This window comes from Aurantiacibacter gilvus, from assembly GCF_038289935.1.
Taxonomy (GTDB): Bacteria; Pseudomonadota; Alphaproteobacteria; order Sphingomonadales; family Sphingomonadaceae; genus Alteraurantiacibacter; species Alteraurantiacibacter gilvus.
This window is the reverse complement of record NZ_JBBYHV010000001.1, coordinates 1,581,036-1,599,770: the sequence shown is the minus strand read 5'-3', so window position 1 is coordinate 1,599,770 and position 18,735 is coordinate 1,581,036. Positions and strand designations below refer to the sequence as shown.

Sequence of the window (18,735 nt, the reverse complement as noted above, 5' to 3'; positions counted from 1 at the left end):
CCCCGCAACGGCTGGACCTGTCGAAACAGCCCGCTAGGTCAGGGCTATGCCCTGCGGATCCTCACGTGAACCCGATTGAGTGGATATTCGCGGCGAAAGTCGCGCGATCCTGCTGACCAAGCGGGAGCGTTCCATGACGGCCGTGAACGATGAAGGGATCGCGACGGTAGCGGACCGGGTCGCGGAGACGGCCCGCGAAACGCTGCTGCAGGTGCCGGTTCCTCAGGCGCCAAGTCAGGGCGCAGACTTGCCATGGCAACGCTTCGTCCCGCAATGAGCTCATATTAACCCTCTCTGCCTATTCGGGCTATTCGAGACTGGAACCGTTCTGCTGAACACCGGTTAGGCCATTCAATCAGGCTGTGTAGGGCGCATTTGCTACTGTGGCAGTGGCGGCCTCCCGGCGGAAGGTACGGATGCCTGATTACCGGTCGGCTAACCGATGGTCGGCGGAAGAGAGAGTTTGAAGGAGTAACATACATGCGTATCATTTCGAGCAAACCGATTGCTTTGGGCCTGTTTGCCGCGCTCGCCGTGCCTGCGACGACCAGCCTTTCCGCGCAGGAAGTGGAACCCACTGCGGCTTCCTCTGACATCAACGTATACGGCGAAGTGCCGTCCGACCTTTCGGGCATGATGGCCGGCCCGGACATCGAAGGGATGATCTCCCAGCGCCGCGGCAACACCCTGATGGTGACCGCGGCCGACGGCACCACCAGTGAGGTGCGACTGTCTTCGGCAACCGACATCAAGGCCCGTGGCGGCTTCCTCGGCCTCGGTCGCAGCGAACGCGGCGCCGATGCGCTGATGAACGGCCTGCCGGTTTCGGTGCAGACCGTACAGTGGGGCAGCAGCCTGGTGGCGAGCGAAGTCCGCTTCTCGAACGAGGACCAGGAAGTGGCAGCCATGATCCATGGCGGCACCAACCAGCGCTTCGTCTCGGCCGAGACCGCGATCGAAGAAAATGCCGCTGCTACCGAGGCCCTGCGCGGCCGCGTGGCAGACATCGACAACTACATCATCCGCGCCTCGACCAACGTCTACTTCGACACCGGGCGCCACACCGTCTCTGCGCGTGATCGTGCCGAGCTGTGCCGCATTGCCGAAGAGGCCGAGAACACCGACAACGCGCTGTTGCTGGTGGTCGGCTACACCGACGACGTGGGTGACTACGACTACAACCAGGAACTGAGCGAACGCCGTGCCGGCCGCGTGGTCAACGTGTTGCAGCAGGATTGCGGCTGGGCTCCCTGGCGGATGCTGACCCCGACGGGCATGGCCGAGGCCGACCCGACGGCAGACAACACCACCGAAGCGGGCCGCGCGCAAAACCGCCGCGTGGCGGTGAACATCCTCGTCAGCAAGGCTGTCGACGGACTGGGCGGCTAAACGCCGGATTCTTCGCAACAAGGGCGCGGGGCGGGTCTGCTGACCTGTCCCGCGTTTTTGTTTGCGTTTCAGGCGGCGAGGATCTGGGCGGCAACCTGCTCGACCGACCCGGTGACCAGCAGCGGGCTGCTGCCCACCATGCCCACCAGTGTCTGCCCGTTCTCGCCGTTACGCAGCCAGGCGATATTGCTGGCGACGACGAGATAGTTCCCGCCGCGCGAATCGAGACTGATGAATTTCATGTGGAGTGTCTCCTGACGGGGAGAGCACTAGGCGCTTGGTGTCTGGATCGGGTTAACGGCGCGGAAGTTGCCCGAGTTGCAGATGTTGCAAGTTGAAGAGGTACATGCTGGCGGCGGATCAATTTCCATGGGGCACGCGCCAGAACGCGAAAGCCCCGCGCGGTGGCGGGGCTTCGAGGGATTGGGGATACGACGGTGTGAAAGAGCGAGTGGGGCGATGGCAAAGGGGTGAGGGTGTAGGAAAGTGATTTTCTCACCAACCCCAGCCAATCGTCACCCGGGTCACGACCGGGGTTACGATTGTGCGAAGGAGAAGATGGAATGTCCGCTATTGGGTGGGAAGCAGACATCCATAGCTTCGTTATCTGTGCATTGTAGTACCTGCCCAGTTGCGCTGGACGAACCTAGGGTCTTAGCCATTTACTATGGTTTCAAAATTGCTTGAAGATTGGCCTCTGCTCTTAGTTGTTATCGCTTTTTCAATCGGGGCGGTCGCAATGCTTGTCTACACCATAAATGACTTCATTCAGGCTCGACGAGAGCTCGCGGTTTTTCGCTGGAGATCGGCGCGCCTAAAAACTTTGGAGTGGATTGATAACCTATTAGGCAGACCCCAAAAGCTAACCTATCGACCGAGCCATGAAGATGAGGAACGGTCCTAACCTCCCGATTGGAATCGGGTCGTGAGCGGCTAGTCCGCTCCTGGCAAAGCGCCAGCTCGGCAAATCAGTCTCCAATTGGGCAATCAGCCGTAAATTCTTATGAAGAAGGAAGGCTGGCTGCATATGCTCCGAATATTCCGACAGTGAGGATAACGTAGCCGATTGCTATGACCGAGGCTCGATGAGGTTTGCGCCGGACCCTGATGTCGTAAGCCAGTGGCAAGACAATGATGGCCAACAAGAAGGCGAGCATCGTTACCGGCAGGGGCAAATCCGCTACTTCAATCACTCTTCCGACCGCAGGGCCTGTCAATGCAATCGAGGCGACTAGCATTAACCGCTTGTGGTCCTCGAAACGGTGACGTTTGGCCGCGATGATTGCGGTCGCATAGAGGGGAACGAATTGCAGAAAGTTGATTGCGTTACCCACGAACACAATCATCCTGCCGGTCTCTTGGCCCAATTGCCAAGAAAGGTGAATACCAAGCGGGACCATCACCAGAACCAGCAGCAATGAAGCCATGCCGAACGTCCGGTGGCGTTGCAGCTTACCCGTCATCGCGAGGCGTGTTTGGGACGCAAACAAGACCAACCACGCCAGCATCACGATGCCATGCACGATGACAATCGGTGTGTAGCGAACCAGCCGTTCGGGATTGAATGTGGCTTTTAAACTGAAAGCCAGAATGGAAAACACGAGCAAGCCGACAGCAATTGCGAACAGCGTCCCGTCGCCAGCACGAACCGATGGCTCGCGTGAGTTACTCGCAACTATGGCTTTGGCCCCCATGCCTCATCCATAACTGGAGCGCCTCGATTTGGCAAAAGACGTGCTACGTCCGCAACCGGGTCGCAAGCAGACCTACTCGCACTCCATCAAGCCAAACTCACAAAACTGTCGATCACCTTCTTCGAACCCGCCTTGTCGAACTCGATCTCCAGCTTGTTGCCTTCCTGCCCGACAACCTCGCCATAGCCGAACTTCTCGTGGAACACGCGGTCGCCCATGCCGATGTCGCTGCGCGGCTTGGCGGCGAAGCTGGCGGCGCTGCGGGAGTTCTCGCGGACGCGGGCAGGCTTGGTTTCGTAACCGGTGGCGAGCGCGCGTTGCCAGCCGGGGCCGCGTTGCTGCGAGCGGTCCGGACGGCTTTGCGAGACATGGGCGAAGGGGTCTTCGCTCTCGCTCCAGTTGGCTTGCCATAGCGACTTGCCGCCGCTCATCGTGGTCTCGACCTCGATGTGCTCGTCGGGCAGTTCCTCGATGAAGCGCGAGGGGATGGAGCTGGTCCATTGGCCGTAGATGCGACGGTTGGCCGCGTGCAGGATGGTGCATTTGCGCCGCGCACGGGTAATCGCGACATAGGCGAGGCGGCGTTCCTCTTCGAGGCTGGCGAGCCCGCCTTCGTCGAGCGAGCGCTGTGACGGGAACACGCCTTCCTCCCAACCGGGCAGGAAGACATGGTCGAATTCCAGCCCCTTGGCCGCGTGCATGGTCATGATGGTGAGCTTTTCTTCACCGTCGTTGGCGTCGTTATCCATCACCAGGCTGACATGTTCCATGAAGTCGACGAGGGTCTCGTACTCCTCCATGGCGCGGGCCAGTTCGACGAGGTTATCCGCGCGGCCTGCGCCTTCGGCAGAGCGGTCTGCCTTGAGCATGGCATCGTAACCGCTTTCCTCCAGCACGGCGCGCATCAGGTCCGCCGGGGTCACCGCCTCGGCCATCTCGCGCCAGCGCAGGAAGTCGCCCATCAGTGCGGCGATGGTGCCGCGGGCCCGCGGCGGTAGCTCGTCGCTGTCGGCCAGTTCCAGCGCGGCGGCGGCGAGCGGCTGTTGGGTGGCGCGCGCGTGCTGATGCATCTTCTCCAGCGTCTTGGCACCGAGCCCGCGCTTGGGCTGGTTGTAGATGCGCTCGAAAGCGAGATCGTCGGCGGGCTGGGCGATCACCCGCAGGTAGGCCAGGGCATCGCGCACTTCGGCGCGTTCGTAGAAGCGGAAGCCACCGATAATGCGGTAGGACAGGCCGATCTGGATGAAGCGGTCTTCCAGCTCGCGCGTCTGGTATTGTGCGCGCACGAGGATGGCGACCTGTTCGAGGCTGAGCCCCTCGCTTTCGAGCCGCTCGATCTCCTCGCCCACGCGGCGAGCTTCCTCGGGCGCATCCCAGACACCGACCACGCGCACTTTCTCGCCCTGCGGCAGTTCGGTCCACAGCGTCTTGCCCAGCCGCTGGCTGTTGCTTTCGATCAGTCCTGACGCCGCTGCGAGGATCTGCGGTGTCGAACGATAGTTCTGCTCCAGCCGCACGACCTTGGCCTTGGGAAAGTCCTTGTCGAAGCGCAGGATGTTGGCGACTTCCGCCCCGCGCCACGAGTAGATCGACTGGTCGTCATCCCCCACCACGCAGATGTTCTTGCGCTCCTGCGCCAGCAGCCGCAGCCACAGGTACTGCACGGCGTTGGTGTCCTGGTATTCGTCGACCAGCACGTACTTGAAGCGCTTCTGGTAGCTTTCCAGCACGTCGCGGTGCTGCCGGAAAATGTTGAGCACGTGCAGCAGCAGGTCGCCGAAATCGCAGGCGTTGAGGCTCTTCAGTCGTTCCTGGTAGAGGCGGTACATCTCCTGCCCCTTGCCGTTCGCGTAGCTTTCGTTGTCGACCGCGGTGAGGTCTGCGGGATTGAGCCCGCGGTTCTTCCAGCTGTCGATCAGCCCGGCCAGCTGGCGCGGCGGCCAGCGCTTCTCGTCGAGGTCCGCCTCGCGGATCAGCGTCTTGAGCAGGCGCAGCTGGTCATCGGTGTCGATGATGGTGAAATTGCTCTCCAGCCCCACCAGTTCGGCATGACGGCGCAGCATCTTGGCGCAGATGGAATGGAAGGTGCCGAGCCACGGCATCCCTTCCAGCGCACCGTTGGTCAACTTGGAAACGCGTTCGCGCATCTCGCGCGCGGCCTTGTTGGTGAAGGTAACGCAGAGGATCTCGCTCGGCCAGGCCATCCGCTCGCGCACGATATGGGCGAGGCGGTGGGTGAGGGCGGCGGTCTTGCCCGTTCCGGCGCCGGCCAGCATCAGCACCGGCCCTTCGGTGGTCAGCACCGCCTCGCGCTGCGGCGCGTTGAGGTGGGCGAGCCATTCGGGGGTCGCTGCCGCAGGCAGGGAATCGCTGGTTTCGGGGGTGTCGGTCACCCGTGAACAACTAGGGAACGCAGGCGCGCCGTGCAAGGCCTGCGACGAGGCGTGGAACCCGGGAATCTCGGAACACGGGGACTGTGCACCCCGTTATTAAGGCAACACATCGCAATCCCGAAACAGTGGAGAAGCAATGATGAAAAACCTTATCCTCGCCACCGCCAGCGCCTTGTCACTGGCAGCCGTTCCCGCCGCCGCAGAGGCACAGCAACGTGAAGCGCCCGAAGATGCGCCGGCGTTCTATTCCGCCGCGCACGAAGAGCTGCTGCGCGAAATGAGCCCGGATTTCCGGATTCACTTCGACACGCTGGATGAAGACCAGCAGGCGCTCTATTTCGGCTGGAATGACGCCCTGCGCGGCTACTATCACACGCTGAACGACGAACAGCGCCACGCCTGGTGGTATCTGAATGACGAGCAGCGCATCCAGCTGTACCAGGTTCAGGGCGAAGCCGCTCGTGACGCCGCCTGGGACTCCGTCATCGCGCAGGTCGGCACGCTGGAGGCACAGCAAGCGGCTGCGCCCGAGCGCGATACCAGCATGACCTTCGTCAGCAACGCCGTGGTGCAGGACATCCCGATGCCCGCACATCCGGATGAATACCCGGTCTGCGAGGGCGACAATGACGACCATTGCATCAATGCCTGGGCTGCCGGGCAGCGTGGTCCGGGTGTTGACCGCCCGCTCGACTACTGGCCGGGACGTCCGGCAAGCGAAATGCAGTCCGGCGGATAACCCGACCAAGCGATGATCCGAGAGAGGCCGTCCCGCCACGGGGCGGCCTTTCCATATCTGCGCTCGCGGCATATGCTGCTGCCTGTCGCCACCACGGAGAAATGCCGCCATGAAGCGCCTTGCCGCTCTTGCTCTTGCCCTGCTTGCGGCGCCTGCCTTGTCTCAGCCGCAGGACGGGCCGCAGGCGCAGGCCGAAGACGAGGATACCATCGCCGTGGTGCTCAAGCGTGACGAGGATGGCCGGGCAACGCGCATCCGGGTGGGCGAGTTAGAATACGATATCTGCCAGGAAGGCCGTCAGGACAACTGCATCAACCCGCGCGAGGCGGGGCTGGATTTCGGCGGGGTGCCGATCGACTACTGGCCGGGCCAGCCTGCCAGCGAGATCGAGGAAGGCCTGCCGCCCGAACGCCCTGCAGACGAACCCGACGAGGGTTGAACTAGGCCTGCGGCATCCTCGCCAGCACCAGCTTGGCCGGGCCGGTCTTGCGCTCGGTTTCGATCTCCAGCGCCTTGAGGTGCACGTCGTCCTTGGCGCCCACTTCCAGCGCCACCCAGGTCGCCGGACCGATCCAGCCGAGTCGCGCCAGCCGGTCGATGGCAACCGCACCGGCATTGCTGCCATAGGGCGGATCGAGCAGGATCAGGTCTTTCGGAGCCTTGGCGGCGGTCAGCGACATTACCGAACCCGCCACGACATCGCACTGCTGCTGCGCGCGCAGGGAGGCGATGTTCTGCCGCAGGCAGCGGATCGCGGCGGCGTCCTCTTCGACGAACAGGCAACTGGCAGCACCGCGCGACAGGGCCTCCAGACCCAGCGCGCCGGACCCGGCGAACATGTCGGCCACGTTCAATCCTTCGAAGTCACCGAGGCGGCTCACCAGCATGGAGAACAGCGTCTCACGCGTGCGGTCTGCCGTGGGGCGCGTGGCATCGCCCGCAGGTGCGCGCAGTTGGCGGCGTTTCCATTCCCCGGCGATGATCCTCATTTACGCGGGTCTTTCAGCGAGGAGCGGAAGCGTTCGATATCTTCCTTGCGGATTTCCTCAGCCGCGCCGCGTGGCAGGTCTGCCAGGTGGAACGGGCCGTAGGCGGTGCGGATCAGGCGGCTGACCTCCAGCCCGAAGTGTTCCAGCACGCGGCGCACTTCGCGGTTCTTGCCTTCGGTCAGCGTCAGCTCGATCCACTTGTTGGCCCCGGCGCTGCGCTCGAGGTTGGCGTCGATGCGGTCGTACCGCATGCCCTCGATTTCCACGCCTTCGATCAGCGTTTCGAGCTGCTCCTGGGTAATGTCGCCAAAGGTGCGCGCGCGGTAGGTGCGCGGGATTTCGGAGGAGGGCAGCTCCATCTGCCGCTTGAACTCGCCATCGTTGGTCATCAGCAGCAGACCTTCGGTATTCATGTCGAGCCGCCCGACCGGCATCAGCCGCGGGGTATCCTTGGGCAGCGCATTGCGCAGCGCGTCGTAAATCGTCGGACGACCGGAGAAGTCGCGCTCGGCCGTCAACTGGCCGGTGGGCTTGTGGAAGGCGAACAACCGCGTGCGTTCGGGCTTGGATACCGGCTTGCCGTCCACCGTCACGCCCTTGAGCGATGTCAGGAAGGTGGCCGGTGTGGTCACCAGCTCGTCACCGATCTTGATGCGCTTGTCGGCAATCATCCGCTCGATCTCCCGGCGGCTGGCGACGCCTGCACGGGCGAGCAATTTGGCAATGCGGTCGCCTTCAGGGCGCGGTTCGTTCGACATGGCCGCCGCCATAGGCGTGTAAAGCCCGTTCATCCAGCCTTCCAATGCCATGGATTACAGCTAGACGGAGATCAGGGGCACAGGAGCGGAGATTACCTGCATGGCTGACGCCGTCGCCGAAACCAAGAAATCGAAGCCCGGTTGGGGCACGCTGCTGCGATCACTGCGCAATCCCAAGAGTGGCTACATGGCGCTGTTCGGCTTCGCCAGCGGCCTGCCGTTCGCACTGTTCCTCGGCACGCTCTACGCCTGGCTGTCCGAAGCCGAGGTCGAGCTGGAGACCATGGGCGTCTTCTCGCTGATCGGCCTCGCCTATGCCTTCCAGTTCCTGTGGTCGCCGCTGATCGACAAGGTTTCCATCCCCGGTTTCAGCAAGCTGGGGCGGCGCAAGCAGTGGATCGTGCCCTCGCAGATCCTGCTGGGCGTGATCCTGATCGCGCTCAGCCTGTCGAACCCCACCAACGAGGCGATCGGCTGGTTCAGCCTGCTGGCGGGCATCGGCGCGCTGGCCAGCGCCACGCAGGACATCGCCATCAACGCCTGGCGCATCGACGTGGCGGACGAGGAGGCGACGCTCGATATCCTCTCCACCGTTTACCAGATGGGCTACCGGCTTGCCGCCCTGGTGGGCGGCGCGCTGGGCCTGATCATCGCCGCGCGTATCGGCTGGCCGCAGACCTACCTGATGATGGGCGCGATCCTGCTCGTGATCGGCATTGCGGGACTGTTCGCGCCGGACAGCAAGGCGGGCGAGAACGCCGACGGCACCATCACCGACGAGCTGCTCGTCAGCCTGAGCAAGAAGGGCGAATTGCAGCCGGCCGTGCGCACCCGGGCACTGGCGGCGGTCGGCCTGCTGTGGGCCGTGGCCATCGGCACCGTGCTCACCTTCATGTACATGTCGCTGGCCTATGCGCCGGAGGACCGGCCCAACCCGACCGATTTTACCGTCACCTACGGCCCGTGGATCATCGTCGCGACGGTGGTGATCCCGGCCTTCATCGCCGGCTGGCTCGCCTCGCAGAAGGCCAAGGGCGAGAACGTGCTCACCGAAGACCTGCCGGTGAAGGTGGCCGTCTCGCCGCTCGATCACCTCTACCGCGCGCTCGTCATGCCGCTGGTGGAATTCGTCGGCCGCATGGGCTGGTCGCTGGTGCTGATCCTGTCGCTGGTGCTGACCTATCGCATCTGCGACGCCATCTGGGGCACCTTCGCCTATCCGTTCTACCTTGGCGAACTGGAGTACACCAACGACGAGGTGGCCTTCGCCTCCAAGTTCTTCGGCGTCGGCGCGATCATCGCCGGACTCGCCTTCGGCGGCTACCTGATCACCAAGTTCGGACGCATGGCGACACTCACCCTCGGTGCGCTGATCGCCGCGCTGACCAACCTTCTCTATGCCGACATGGCGGTGGGCGGGGCCAACATGCAGGCCGCCAGCGATGCCATCGGCTTCTCCTGGTTCATCAGCACCATCGCGCCCTTCGGCTCCGATGCCCTGCCGCGGCTGACCTTCACCATCATGTGGGAAAACCTCGCCATCGGCATCGCCGGGGCGGCCTATGTCGCCTGGCTCAGTTCGATCGTGTCGAAGAAGTATTCCGCCGTGCAGTACGCCCTGCTGTCATCGCTCACCCTGCTGGTGGGCACGCTGGGGCGCGGCGCGCTGGGCGAGATGATCGAGGATCGCGGCTATTTCGACGTCTTCATCCTGACGACGCTGATCGGCGGCGTGGCCGTGGTGCTCTGCGTGTTCGAATGGATTCGCGTGACCCGCAAGGGCGCGAACTCGGGCGTCGTCGCGCCGGACCCGCAGGCGGTACCGGCAGAATAGCCTAGTCGGGATACTCGCGGTTCGCCGCGAGAACCTTGCCCGCAAGGTAGAGCGAGCCTGCCAGCAGCACGGTGCCGCCATCGCGCTTCGGCAAGCTCTCAAGCCCCACCATCAGGCTGTCAGCCGTAGAGACTTCTCCCACGCCGGCCTCGCGCGCCATGTCGGCCAGCTGGTCCAGCGGCACGTGGTCGTTGCCCGCGATGGGCACGGCAGTAACGCTGGCGAGGTGCGGCGCAATGATCGCGAGGAAGCGGCGCGCGTCCTTGGCGGCCATCATCCCGACAAGTGCATCGACCGGCTGTTCGACGCCTTCAAGGTAACGCGCCAACGCATTGGCAGCATCGGGATTGTGACCGCCGTCGAGCAGGAACTGCCGCTGCGGTGCGAATTTGGTGACGGGGCCATCAGCCAGTACCTGCAGGCGCGCGGGCCAGTGGGCCGAGCGGATGCCTGCGGCCATGGCCTCTTCGGATACCGGAACCACCTGCTGGTGGCGCAGCATGGCCACGGCCAGTGCGGCATTGTCCGCTTGGTGCGCGCCGGGCATTGTGGGCAAGGGCAGGTCCAGCCGCCCGAACTCGTCGCGATAGGCGATGCCGCCAGCCGTAGTGTCAGCCCGCCAGCGCTTGCCGCGCATGTGCAGCGGGGCACCGGCGAGGGCGGCGATCTTCTCGATCTGGGCCTCGACCGCGGGCGGATAGTCCTGCGTCACCAGCGGCGACAGCGCGCGGGCGATACCGGCTTTCTCGAAAGCGATGCGCACCAGTGGATCTGCCTTGGGATCGGGTGCCAGCGGGTCTTCGTTGAGCAGGAAGGCGTCGTGATCGACACCCAGCGAGGCGATGCCGCAGGCGGCGGGGCGTACCATGACATTGGTCGCATCGAAGCGGCCGCCGAGGCCAACCTCGATCACGCAGGCATCCGCCGATTCGCGCGCGAAGGCGAGGAAGGTGGCCGCCGTGGTGACTTCGAAGAAGCTGGGGGAGAGGTCTTCCGCCGTGTCCAGCACTTCGGCCAGCAGGCTGGCCAGCATGTCGTCGCTGATCAGCTCGCCGCTGACGCGGATACGCTCGTTGTAGCGCACCAGGTGCGGCTTGGTGGCGACGTGCAGGGTCAGGCCCTGCGCCTCCAGCATGGCGCGCAGGAAGGCGCAGGTTGAGCCCTTGCCGTTGGTGCCCGCGACGTGGAACACCGGCGGCAGGCTGCGCTCGGGGTTGCCGAGGCGCGCCAGCAGCTGGTGGATCACCTCCAGCCCGATACGCCCTTGCGGCAGCGACAGGGCACCCAGCCGGTCCAGCTGGCGCTGGACCGCCTCGTTGTCTGAAATCGCGAAGTCCTTCATCGCGGGGAGGGGCTGCTCAGGCCGCCTTGGCGGGAGTGAGGTAGTCGAGCAGCTGGGCCAGCGTCGAGCGCAGGTCCTTGCGGTGCACCACCATGTCCACCATGCCGTGCTTGTGCAGGTATTCCGCCCGCTGGAAGCCTTCGGGAAGCTTTTCGCGAATGGTTTCCTGGATCACCCGCTGGCCGGCGAAGCCGATCAGGGCACCAGGTTCGGCGATGTGGATGTCGCCCAGCATGGCATAGCTGGCGGTAACGCCGCCGGTAGTCGGGTCCGCCAGCACGACGATGTAGGGCAGGCCGGCCTCCTTCAGGCGGCGCGTCATCACCGTGGCGCGCGGCATCTGCATCAGGCTGAGGATGCCTTCCTGCATGCGCGCACCGCCAGCAGCGGTAACGCAGATGAAGGCGCAGTTCTCGTCCAGCGCGCGCTGGGCAGCGGCGCAGAAGGCATCGCCGACGGCCATGCCCATGGAGCCGCCCATGAAGGTGAAGTCCTGCACGCCGACAACCGCGCGCCTGCCCTCGATCGCGCCGACGGCAGCGGTAAAGGCATCGTTGTGCGGATTGCTGGCGCGAGCGGCCTTCAGCCGGTCGGCATAGCGCTTGCTGTCCTTGAACTTCAGCGGGTCCTCGGTGACCTCGGGCGCGGGCAGCAGTTCGAAAGTGCCATCGTCGAGGATCTGGTCCAGCCGCGCGTCGGCACCGATGCGGCCATGATGGTCGCAGCGGGGGCAAACCGACATGTTCTGCTCGAACTCGGTGCGGAACACCATCTCCTGACACCGGGAACACTTGATCCACAGGTTGTCGGGCGTTTCGCGCTTGTTGACGAACGGCAAGCGCTCTCGGACACGGGTAAGCCAGCTCATGGGCAGCGCCTATCGGGCAGAATGGACGGCATTGGCAAGCCTTTCGGTAAGCTCGCGCAGGTGCTGCGGTGCGTCCTCGCCGTGCTGCTTGACCAGGTCGACCAGTGCCGAACCCACCACCACACCGTCAGCAACGCGCGCGATTTCAGTGGCTTGTTCGGGAGTCCTCACGCCGAATCCCACCGCTATGGGAATGTCGGTGTGCGACTTTATGCGGCGAACATTGTCCTCGATCGATTCGATGGCTGCCTGCTGCATTCCGGTGATCCCGGCCACCGCGACGTAGTAGAGGAAGCCGGACGAGCCATCGAGCACCATGGGCAGCCGCCGGTCGTCGGTGGTGGGGGTGGCGAGGCGGATCAGCGACATGCCCTTGGCGCGCAGGGCGGGGCCGAGGTCAATGTCCTCTTCGGGCGCGAGGTCGACGCAGATCACGCCGTCCACGCCAGCCGCCTTGGCCGCATCGGCAAACCATTCGGGGCCGCGCCGCACCATGGGGTTGGCATAACCCATCAGGATCAGCGGCACGTCGGGATGTCGCGCGCGAAACTCGCTGGCGAGACGCAGGACCTCTGCGGTTGTGGTGCCCGCAGAGAGCGAGCGGATGTTGGCTTCCTGGATGGCGGGGCCATCGGCCATCGGATCGGTGAAGGGCATGCCCAGCTCGATCACGTCCGCGCCGCCTGCGACGAGGGCATCGAGATTGGCCGCCGTGTCACCGTCGCCCGCCGTGATGAAGCAGACGAGCGCGGGATGAGGCTTGGCAAAGGTGGTGGCGAGGCGGGTCACTCAGGCTTCCCAGTCGGTTTGCGCATACCCCGCAACATCGCTGCGAAGAGCAAGATCATCAGTAGGTTTGCAATCAAGAAGCCGGGATCGGCGACCGACTCGGCAAAGGCCCAAGGACGAGGCCGCTGTTCGCGACCGAATGTGGCCAAGAGATAAGATATCCATCCCATCAGGATGTTGCCGCCAAACCAGATTGCTGCTGCTTCAAGATAACAGCGTGCGAGACTTTCCTTTTGGAACGTCACATCTCCACTCCCAGCGCTTCCGCCACGGTGAAGATGTCCTTGTCGCCGCGGCCGCAGAGATTCATCACGATAGTCTCGCCCTTGCCCATGGTCGGGGCGACCTTGGTGACGGCGGCCAGTGCGTGGCTGGGCTCCAGCGCGGGGATGATGCCCTCGGTGCGGCAGAGCAGCTGGAAGGCTTCCAGCGCCTCGTCATCGGTGACCGAGGTATATTCGACGCGGCCGGTTTCCTTCAGCCAGGCGTGCTCCGGTCCGATGCCGGGATAGTCGAGACCCGCCGAGATCGAGTGCGCCTCGGCAATCTGGCCGTCCTCGTCCTGCAGCAGGTAGGTCTTGTTGCCGTGGAGAATGCCGGGGAAGCCGCCTGCAAGGCTGGCCGCATGCTGCTTGTCGAGCCCGTGACCCGCCGCTTCGACGCCGAGCATCTTCACGTCGGGATCGTCGAGGAAGGGGTGGAACAGGCCGATGGCGTTGGAGCCGCCGCCGATGGCGGCGATCAGCAGGTCGGGCAGCTTCCCGGTGCGCTTCAGCATCTGTTCGCGCGTCTCGCGGCCGATCACGCTCTGGAAGTCGCGCACCAGCTCCGGATAGGGGTGCGGACCCGCTGCCGTGCCGATGATGTAGAAGGTGTCGTGGACGTTCGCGACCCAGTGGCGCAGCGCCTCGTTCATGGCGTCCTTCAGCGTCGCCGCGCCGGACGTCACCGGCACCACTTCGGCCCCCAGCAGCTTCATGCGGAACACGTTGGGTGCCTGCCGCTCGACGTCGGTCTTGCCCATGAAAATGGTGCAGGGCAGGCCGAAGCGCGCGCAGACCGTCGCCGTGGCCACGCCGTGCTGGCCCGCGCCGGTTTCGGCGATGATGCGAGTCTTGCCCATGCGCATGGCGAGCAGAATCTGCCCCACGCAATTGTTGATCTTGTGCGCGCCCGTGTGATTGAGCTCGTCGCGTTTGAACCACACCTGCGCGCCGCCCAGTTCTTCCGTAAGGCGGGGCGCGAAATAGAGCGGGCTGGGACGGCCGACGTAATGCTCCAGCAGGTCCTCGAATTCTTCCTTGAACGCCGGGTCCGCCTTGGCGGCAGTGTACTCGCGCTCGAGGTCGAGGATCAGCGGCATCAGCGTCTCGGCAACGTAACGTCCGCCAAACTGGCCAAAGTGCCCGCGCTCGTCGGGCTGGTTCATGAAGCTATTGGGCTTGTTCTCGGTCATCGCTCGCGCCGATTGGCAGAGGCGAGGCAGGCTGTCCAGCGGCTGCGCGCCCAAGTCCCGAAAGGCCGTATCGTCGTTAGTCGGATTTCATCGACATTTGGCCGAGTGGTTCATTTGCACGAAAGGCCTGCCAAACCATCTGCGCGGCAGGAGGCCATCGGGCATGGGGCCCGGGCTCCTGGAGAACATAAACGAATGAATACCCGCAGGATTACGTTGACGGCCCTGGCCGTTGCAACCGGTCTGATCGCCATCCCGGCAGCCGCGCAGGACGCGCCCGGTACGGCCCGCGTCGAAGCGCGTGGCGGTATCGCCTGGGCTTCCGGCTACGAAGAAGCTGTCGCCGGTGTGGCGGCAGGCTACGATTTCGACCTTGGCGACGGCATTTTCATCGGCGTCGAAGGTTCGGCGGACAAGGTGCTGGCTGACGGTGCCGATGTGGTCTGGGGCGTGGGTGGCCGCGTGGGTACCCGCGTGGGCGACGCTGGCCGTCTCTATGCCGCTGGCGGCTATGCCTTCGGCGAAGGCGAAGACGTGCCCTACCTCGGCGCCGGCTACAGCCACAACCTGAACGAAAGCATCTACCTGACGGCAGAATACCGCCACTTCTTCAGCGATTTCGTTGACGTGAACGCGGCAACTGTGGGCGTCGGCTTCAACTTCTGATCCCGACCATCGCGCAAGAAGAAAGGGCGGCCCCGAGGGGTCGCCCTTTTTCTTGTGTCAGGCCGCCGCCTTGCGCGCAGCCAGGGCTGCCTCGCAGAAGGCACGGATCTTGCCGATGTCCTTCACGCCCGGCTCGCTTTCGAGGCCGGACGAGGCATCGACCAGCGGCGCGCCGGTATAGCGGATGGCGTCCGCGACATTGTGCGGACCGAGTCCGCCAGCCAGTCCCCAGGGCATGACGTGGCGATGGTTGAGCAGCAACCGCCAGTCGAGCGCGAGGCCATTGCCACCGGGCAGGGCGCCCGCCGCCGCATCATACAGCAGCCGGTGCGCGGCATCCTTGAACTTCTCCGCCCGTTCCAGCGCGGCGCGATCCTTGATGCCGACAGCCTTCCACACTTCCAGCTTGGAATTGTCCTTGATCAGGCTCAGCCATTCCGGCGTTTCCTTGCCGTGCAGCTGCAGCACGTCGGGCTGCACTTCCTGCAGCGCCTCTGCCGTGGGCTTGGGCTCCATGTTCACCGTCAGCAGCACCGCCTTCACGCTGTCGGGAATGCGCGCGCGGAGCTTTGCCGCATCGGCAATCGAGAGGTGGCGCGGCGACTTCTCGAAATGCACGAGGCCGATGTGAGTCGCGCCGGCTTCTACAGCGGCATCGATGGTTTCCTCGGTGGTGAGTCCGCAAATCTTGATGAGTTGGTCAGCCATGTCCGTCCGGATAGGTGATTCGACAGCCGAACGAAAGTGGGGCAATCTGGTTTAACAAATTGCTTTGGGGGAACGGGCAGATGCGGAAAATCCTTGCAGTAACGGCTGTCGCTCTGCTGGCAGCCTGCAACCCGATGGAACAGATGGACGGCGCGGAGACGCTGATCGAGGAATTCCACGCCGACTTCAACGAAAGCGACTTCAACGCGATCTGGAACGGCGCATCGCAGGAATTCCGCGAATCGCTGACAAGGGCCGAATTCGACGACTTCATGTCGCGCATGCGCACCAGCGTCGGCGAGTACCAGGACGGCAGCCAGGTGGGCTTCAACATCAACACCAACAACGGCACGACGCTGACCGAGATCACGCTCGATACGACCTACGAGAACGGAACGGCCGACGAGGTATTCACCTTCATCGGCACCGGCGACGACATGGCGCTGCTCAACTGGAACATTGATTCCACGGCACCCTGGGCTGAACCTGAAGTGGCGGAACCGGCTCCCGGAACGGCGGGCGAAAAGCCCGGCGTCTGATGCTTACAGCGTTGCCTCGATGTCGCGGGCGGCCTGCAACGGGTCTTCGGCGCGACTGATCGGGCGGCCGATCACCAGCACCGATGCCCCGTCGTCGCGCGCCTGGCGCGGGGTGACGACGCGCTTCTGGTCTCCGGTGGCCTTGCCGCCGGGACGCAGGCCGGGGACGACGAAGAAGCCCTTCTTCCACTGCTTGTGGACCGCGCCGACTTCCTGTCCCGAACAGACGATACCGTCGAGGCCGGCAGCCTCGGCCAGTTCGGCCAGCCGCATGACATGGTCGTGCGGAGTGCCGGTGACGCCGGTGCGCTTGAGGTCGTTTTCGTCGAGGCTGGTGAGCATGGTGACGGCGACGACCTTGGTGTTCTCGCCCGCCGCAGCCTTGGCGTCTTCCATCATTGCGCGCCCGCCGCTGGCATGGACGGTCATGATCGCCGGTTCGATCACGTGCAGCGCCTGCATGGCCCCGGCCACGGTGTTGGGAATGTCGTGCAGCTTGAGATCAAGGAAGATCGGCAGGCCGAGGTGGGCGATCTCGTGCACGCCGTGCACGCCGTGGGCGCAGAAGAATTCCAGCCCCAGCTTCACGCCGCCGACATGGTCGCGAACCTTTTCCGCCAGCGCCTTGGCCGCATCGAGCTGCGGGACATCCAGCGCCAGGTAAACGGGGTTGCTCATGCCTTGCCGCTGTCCTCGTCGGGGGGAGTGAGCGGGCCAAGCTCGCTCCGCTCTTCGCTGGCCGCCGGTTCGGACGCGGGCGGGGGAGGTGGTGGTGGCGGCGGTGCCGCTTCCGCTTCGGGAGCAGGGGGGGAGGGAGGGGCAACCGGCGTGTTCGCCTGCGTGCGCGCGGCGTTTTCGAGGTTGGCGATCTTGCGCGTCATGCCCCACTTGCTGGCACGGTGGTAGAGCCACATGGGCAGGAAACCGATCAGGAAGGACAGCAGCACCAGCACGGGGATCTTGGTATCGGCGACAATGGTTTGCGCCGGGTCCGAATTGGGCCACAGCACGACCTTCACATCGTCCCAGTTCACTGCCGAGAACAGCAGCAGTGCCACCAGCAGCAGTACCCAGATTATTGTGCGAATGATCTGCATCGGCTCTTGATCCTCTCTGCCTCGCTTGCCCGCCACGCTAGGCGCTTGCCCTGTGGTTGGGAAGGGGGCAGGCCTTGTCCGCGCGGCCTAGCTCCCGAAGACTCGCGCGAAAATCGTGTCGACGTGCTTGAAATGGTAGTCGAGGTTGAACTTCTCCTCGAGCTCATCCTCGCTCATCGCGGCGCGCACTTCCTCGTCGCCCTTGAGCAGGTCGAGCAGCGACAGTTGGCCGTCCGATTCCCACACCTTCATGGCGTTGCGCTGGACGAGGCGGTAGGCATTGTCGCGGGTGATCCCGGCCTGGGTCAGCGCCAGCAGCACGCGCTGCGAGTGGACAAGGCCGCCCATCTTGTCGAGGTTCTTCTGCATCCGCTCCGGGTAGACCAGCAGCTTGTCGACCACGCCGGTCATGCGGGCGAGGGCGAAGTCGAGCGTGATCGTGGCGTCGGGGCCGATGAAGCGTTCGACCGAGGAGTGCGAGATATCGCGCTCGTGCCACAGGGCGACGTTTTCCATCGCGGGCAGGGCGTAGCTCCGGATCATGCGCGCCTGTCCGGTAAGGTTCTCGGTCAGGATCGGGTTGCGCTTGTGCGGCATGGCCGACGAACCCTTCTGGCCGGGGGAGAAGTATTCCTCCGCTTCCAGCACTTCGGTGCGCTGCAGGTGGCGGATCTCCACCGCGAGGCGCTCCATCGACGAGGCGATGACGGCCAGCGTGGCGAAATAGGCGGCGTGGCGATCACGCGGGATCACCTGCGTCGATACCGGCTCGACCGCGAGGCCCAGCTTCTCGGCGACATATTCCTCCACCGAGGGATCGATATTGGCGAAGGTGCCCACCGCGCCGGAAATGGCGCAGGTGGCGATCTCGGCGCGCGCGGCGACGAGGCGGTCACGGCAGCGGTCGAACTCGGCATAGGCCTGCGCCAGCTTGAGGCCGAAGGTGGTCGGTTCGGCATGGATGCCGTGGCTGCGGCCGATGGTGGCGGTGTACTTGTGCTCTTCCGCCCGGCGCTGCAGCGCCGCGAGCAGGGCGTCCATGTCTTCCAGCAGCAGGTCCGTCGCGCGCACCAGCTGCACCGCCAGCGTGGTGTCGAGCACGTCGCTGCTGGTCATGCCCTGGTGCATGAAGCGCGCCTCGGGGCCGACCTCGTCAGCCACCCAATCGAGGAAGGCGATCACGTCGTGCTTGAGCACGGCTTCCTTGGCGTCGATGGCGGCGACGTCGATCTTCGGGCCGGTTGCCCACCAGTCCCACAGCGCCTTGGCCCCGCTTTCGGGCACCACCCCCAGTTCGGCGAGCTTCTGCGTCGCGTGGGCTTCGATCAGGAACCAGATTTCGTACTTCGTTTCCGGCTCCCAGATCGCGGTCATGGCTGGGCGGGCATAGCGGGGGACCATTGTTCACTCCGGTAGGTAGGTTTGCGGCGCGGCTAGGACCTGTTCCCGCAATTGGCAAGACGAACGGTGCAGG

Annotated in this window: 21 protein-coding genes; 7 read left to right on the top strand and 14 right to left on the bottom strand. The window is 64.4% G+C overall.

The window, feature by feature from the left end:
* The first annotated feature begins 79 nt into the window (after positions 1-79).
* Both AAEO60_RS07905 and AAEO60_RS07900 read left to right on the top strand, forming a co-directional pair.
* On the top strand, positions 80-277 hold the full coding sequence (locus AAEO60_RS07905) for a hypothetical protein (protein WP_341673108.1): 198 nt from the start codon (positions 80-82) through the stop codon (positions 275-277).
* A gap of 203 nt (positions 278-480) precedes the next feature.
* Entirely contained in the window at positions 481-1,389 is a 909-nt protein-coding gene (locus AAEO60_RS07900; protein WP_341673107.1) for an OmpA family protein, read from the top strand.
* Between the two features lie 68 nt (positions 1,390-1,457).
* On the opposite strand, the gene AAEO60_RS07895 is transcribed toward AAEO60_RS07900, so the two are convergent.
* The 3 genes from AAEO60_RS07895 to AAEO60_RS07885 form a co-directional block, all read right to left on the bottom strand.
* Entirely contained in the window at positions 1,458-1,631 is a 174-nt protein-coding gene (locus AAEO60_RS07895; RefSeq protein ID WP_341673106.1) for a hypothetical protein, read from the bottom strand.
* Positions 1,632-2,390: 759 nt separating this feature from the next.
* Positions 2,391-3,083 carry a hypothetical protein gene (locus tag AAEO60_RS07890; RefSeq protein WP_341673105.1) on the bottom strand — a complete coding sequence of 231 codons (693 nt, stop codon included), beginning with the start codon at positions 3,081-3,083 and terminating at the stop codon, positions 2,391-2,393.
* 86 nt (positions 3,084-3,169) lie between these two features.
* Entirely contained in the window at positions 3,170-5,446 is a 2,277-nt protein-coding gene (locus AAEO60_RS07885; protein WP_341673557.1) for an ATP-dependent helicase, read from the bottom strand.
* Positions 5,447-5,615: 169 nt separating this feature from the next.
* Between AAEO60_RS07885 and AAEO60_RS07880 the strand changes: the two genes are divergently transcribed.
* Both AAEO60_RS07880 and AAEO60_RS07875 read left to right on the top strand, forming a co-directional pair.
* A complete protein-coding gene (locus AAEO60_RS07880) occupies positions 5,616-6,215 on the top strand; it encodes a hypothetical protein (RefSeq protein ID WP_341673104.1) in 600 nt (199 codons plus the stop codon).
* Positions 6,216-6,324: 109 nt separating this feature from the next.
* Positions 6,325-6,654 carry a hypothetical protein gene (locus tag AAEO60_RS07875; protein WP_341673103.1) on the top strand — a complete coding sequence of 110 codons (330 nt, stop codon included), beginning with the start codon at positions 6,325-6,327 and terminating at the stop codon, positions 6,652-6,654.
* 1 nt (position 6,655) lies between these two features.
* Here the strand turns inward: AAEO60_RS07875 and rsmD are convergent, their stop codons facing one another.
* Positions 6,656-7,204 carry a 16S rRNA (guanine(966)-N(2))-methyltransferase RsmD gene (gene rsmD, locus AAEO60_RS07870; RefSeq protein WP_341673102.1) on the bottom strand — a complete coding sequence of 183 codons (549 nt, stop codon included), beginning with the start codon at positions 7,202-7,204 and terminating at the stop codon, positions 6,656-6,658.
* Complete coding sequence (locus AAEO60_RS07865; protein WP_341673101.1) at positions 7,201-7,995, bottom strand: pseudouridine synthase; 795 nt, start codon at positions 7,993-7,995, stop codon at positions 7,201-7,203. Before AAEO60_RS07865 ends, rsmD begins: the two co-directional genes overlap by 4 nt.
* 67 nt (positions 7,996-8,062) lie before the next feature.
* On the opposite strand from AAEO60_RS07865, the gene AAEO60_RS07860 reads away from it, so the two are divergent.
* The gene (locus AAEO60_RS07860) at positions 8,063-9,796 is read left to right on the top strand and encodes an AmpG family muropeptide MFS transporter (RefSeq protein ID WP_341673100.1); all 1,734 of its coding nucleotides are present in this window, start codon (positions 8,063-8,065) and stop codon (positions 9,794-9,796) included.
* Position 9,797: 1 nt separating this feature from the next.
* Here the strand turns inward: AAEO60_RS07860 and AAEO60_RS07855 are convergent, their stop codons facing one another.
* Genes AAEO60_RS07855 through trpB form a run of 5 tightly spaced genes read right to left on the bottom strand, consistent with a single transcriptional unit; the run spans position 9,798 to position 14,251 of the window.
* On the bottom strand, positions 9,798-11,138 hold the full coding sequence (locus AAEO60_RS07855) for a bifunctional folylpolyglutamate synthase/dihydrofolate synthase (RefSeq protein WP_341673099.1): 1,341 nt from the start codon (positions 11,136-11,138) through the stop codon (positions 9,798-9,800).
* Positions 11,139-11,154: 16 nt separating this feature from the next.
* The gene (gene accD / locus AAEO60_RS07850; RefSeq protein ID WP_341673098.1) at positions 11,155-12,006 is read right to left on the bottom strand and encodes an acetyl-CoA carboxylase, carboxyltransferase subunit beta; all 852 of its coding nucleotides are present in this window, start codon (positions 12,004-12,006) and stop codon (positions 11,155-11,157) included.
* Between the two features lie 9 nt (positions 12,007-12,015).
* On the bottom strand, positions 12,016-12,795 hold the full coding sequence (trpA, locus tag AAEO60_RS07845) for a tryptophan synthase subunit alpha (protein WP_341673097.1): 780 nt from the start codon (positions 12,793-12,795) through the stop codon (positions 12,016-12,018).
* Entirely contained in the window at positions 12,792-13,040 is a 249-nt protein-coding gene (locus AAEO60_RS07840) for a hypothetical protein (RefSeq protein WP_341673096.1), read from the bottom strand. The genes trpA and AAEO60_RS07840 overlap by 4 nt, the downstream gene beginning before the upstream one ends.
* Positions 13,037-14,251, bottom strand: a complete 1,215-nt coding sequence (gene trpB, locus AAEO60_RS07835) for a tryptophan synthase subunit beta (protein ID WP_341673095.1) — start codon at positions 14,249-14,251, stop codon at positions 13,037-13,039. Before trpB ends, AAEO60_RS07840 begins: the two co-directional genes overlap by 4 nt.
* Before the next feature lie 195 nt (positions 14,252-14,446).
* On the opposite strand from trpB, the gene AAEO60_RS07830 reads away from it, so the two are divergent.
* Positions 14,447-14,917, top strand: a complete 471-nt coding sequence (locus AAEO60_RS07830; RefSeq protein WP_341673094.1) for an outer membrane protein — start codon at positions 14,447-14,449, stop codon at positions 14,915-14,917.
* Between the two features lie 57 nt (positions 14,918-14,974).
* Here the strand turns inward: AAEO60_RS07830 and AAEO60_RS07825 are convergent, their stop codons facing one another.
* On the bottom strand, positions 14,975-15,625 hold the full coding sequence (locus AAEO60_RS07825; RefSeq protein ID WP_341673093.1) for a phosphoribosylanthranilate isomerase: 651 nt from the start codon (positions 15,623-15,625) through the stop codon (positions 14,975-14,977).
* A gap of 80 nt (positions 15,626-15,705) precedes the next feature.
* On the opposite strand from AAEO60_RS07825, the gene AAEO60_RS07820 reads away from it, so the two are divergent.
* A complete protein-coding gene (locus tag AAEO60_RS07820; protein WP_341673092.1) occupies positions 15,706-16,164 on the top strand; it encodes a hypothetical protein in 459 nt (152 codons plus the stop codon).
* A gap of 3 nt (positions 16,165-16,167) precedes the next feature.
* On the opposite strand, the gene pyrF is transcribed toward AAEO60_RS07820, so the two are convergent.
* The 3 genes from pyrF to purB form a co-directional block, all read right to left on the bottom strand.
* Positions 16,168-16,842, bottom strand: coding sequence for an orotidine-5'-phosphate decarboxylase (gene pyrF, locus AAEO60_RS07815; protein ID WP_341673091.1), 675 nt, complete (start codon positions 16,840-16,842; stop codon positions 16,168-16,170).
* Positions 16,839-17,261, bottom strand: a complete 423-nt coding sequence (locus AAEO60_RS07810) for a LapA family protein (protein WP_341673090.1) — start codon at positions 17,259-17,261, stop codon at positions 16,839-16,841. The genes pyrF and AAEO60_RS07810 overlap by 4 nt, the downstream gene beginning before the upstream one ends.
* An 87-nt stretch (positions 17,262-17,348) precedes the next feature.
* Positions 17,349-18,662: an adenylosuccinate lyase gene (purB, locus tag AAEO60_RS07805; protein ID WP_341673089.1), complete on the bottom strand. Its 1,314-nt coding sequence runs from the start codon at positions 18,660-18,662 to the stop codon at positions 17,349-17,351.
* Between the last annotated feature and the right edge of the window lie 73 nt (positions 18,663-18,735).

Coding starts and splice junctions, on each gene's coding strand:
- AAEO60_RS07900 (WP_341673107.1), top strand. CDS start 481: ATGCGTATCATTTCGAGCAAACCGATTGCTTTGGGCCTGTTTGCCGCG.
- AAEO60_RS07895 (WP_341673106.1), bottom strand. CDS start 1,631: ATGAAATTCATCAGTCTCGATTCGCGCGGCGGGAACTATCTCGTCGTC.
- AAEO60_RS07890 (WP_341673105.1), bottom strand. CDS start 3,083: ATGGGGGCCAAAGCCATAGTTGCGAGTAACTCACGCGAGCCATCGGTT.
- AAEO60_RS07880 (WP_341673104.1), top strand. CDS start 5,616: ATGAAAAACCTTATCCTCGCCACCGCCAGCGCCTTGTCACTGGCAGCC.
- AAEO60_RS07875 (WP_341673103.1), top strand. CDS start 6,325: ATGAAGCGCCTTGCCGCTCTTGCTCTTGCCCTGCTTGCGGCGCCTGCC.
- rsmD (WP_341673102.1), bottom strand. CDS start 7,204: ATGAGGATCATCGCCGGGGAATGGAAACGCCGCCAACTGCGCGCACCT.
- AAEO60_RS07865 (WP_341673101.1), bottom strand. CDS start 7,995: ATGAACGGGCTTTACACGCCTATGGCGGCGGCCATGTCGAACGAACCG.
- AAEO60_RS07860 (WP_341673100.1), top strand. CDS start 8,063: ATGGCTGACGCCGTCGCCGAAACCAAGAAATCGAAGCCCGGTTGGGGC.
- AAEO60_RS07855 (WP_341673099.1), bottom strand. CDS start 11,138: ATGAAGGACTTCGCGATTTCAGACAACGAGGCGGTCCAGCGCCAGCTG.
- accD (WP_341673098.1), bottom strand. CDS start 12,006: ATGAGCTGGCTTACCCGTGTCCGAGAGCGCTTGCCGTTCGTCAACAAG.
- trpB (WP_341673095.1), bottom strand. CDS start 14,251: ATGACCGAGAACAAGCCCAATAGCTTCATGAACCAGCCCGACGAGCGC.
- AAEO60_RS07830 (WP_341673094.1), top strand. CDS start 14,447: ATGAATACCCGCAGGATTACGTTGACGGCCCTGGCCGTTGCAACCGGT.
- AAEO60_RS07825 (WP_341673093.1), bottom strand. CDS start 15,625: ATGGCTGACCAACTCATCAAGATTTGCGGACTCACCACCGAGGAAACC.
- AAEO60_RS07820 (WP_341673092.1), top strand. CDS start 15,706: ATGCGGAAAATCCTTGCAGTAACGGCTGTCGCTCTGCTGGCAGCCTGC.
- pyrF (WP_341673091.1), bottom strand. CDS start 16,842: ATGAGCAACCCCGTTTACCTGGCGCTGGATGTCCCGCAGCTCGATGCG.
- AAEO60_RS07810 (WP_341673090.1), bottom strand. CDS start 17,261: ATGCAGATCATTCGCACAATAATCTGGGTACTGCTGCTGGTGGCACTG.
- purB (WP_341673089.1), bottom strand. CDS start 18,662: ATGGTCCCCCGCTATGCCCGCCCAGCCATGACCGCGATCTGGGAGCCG.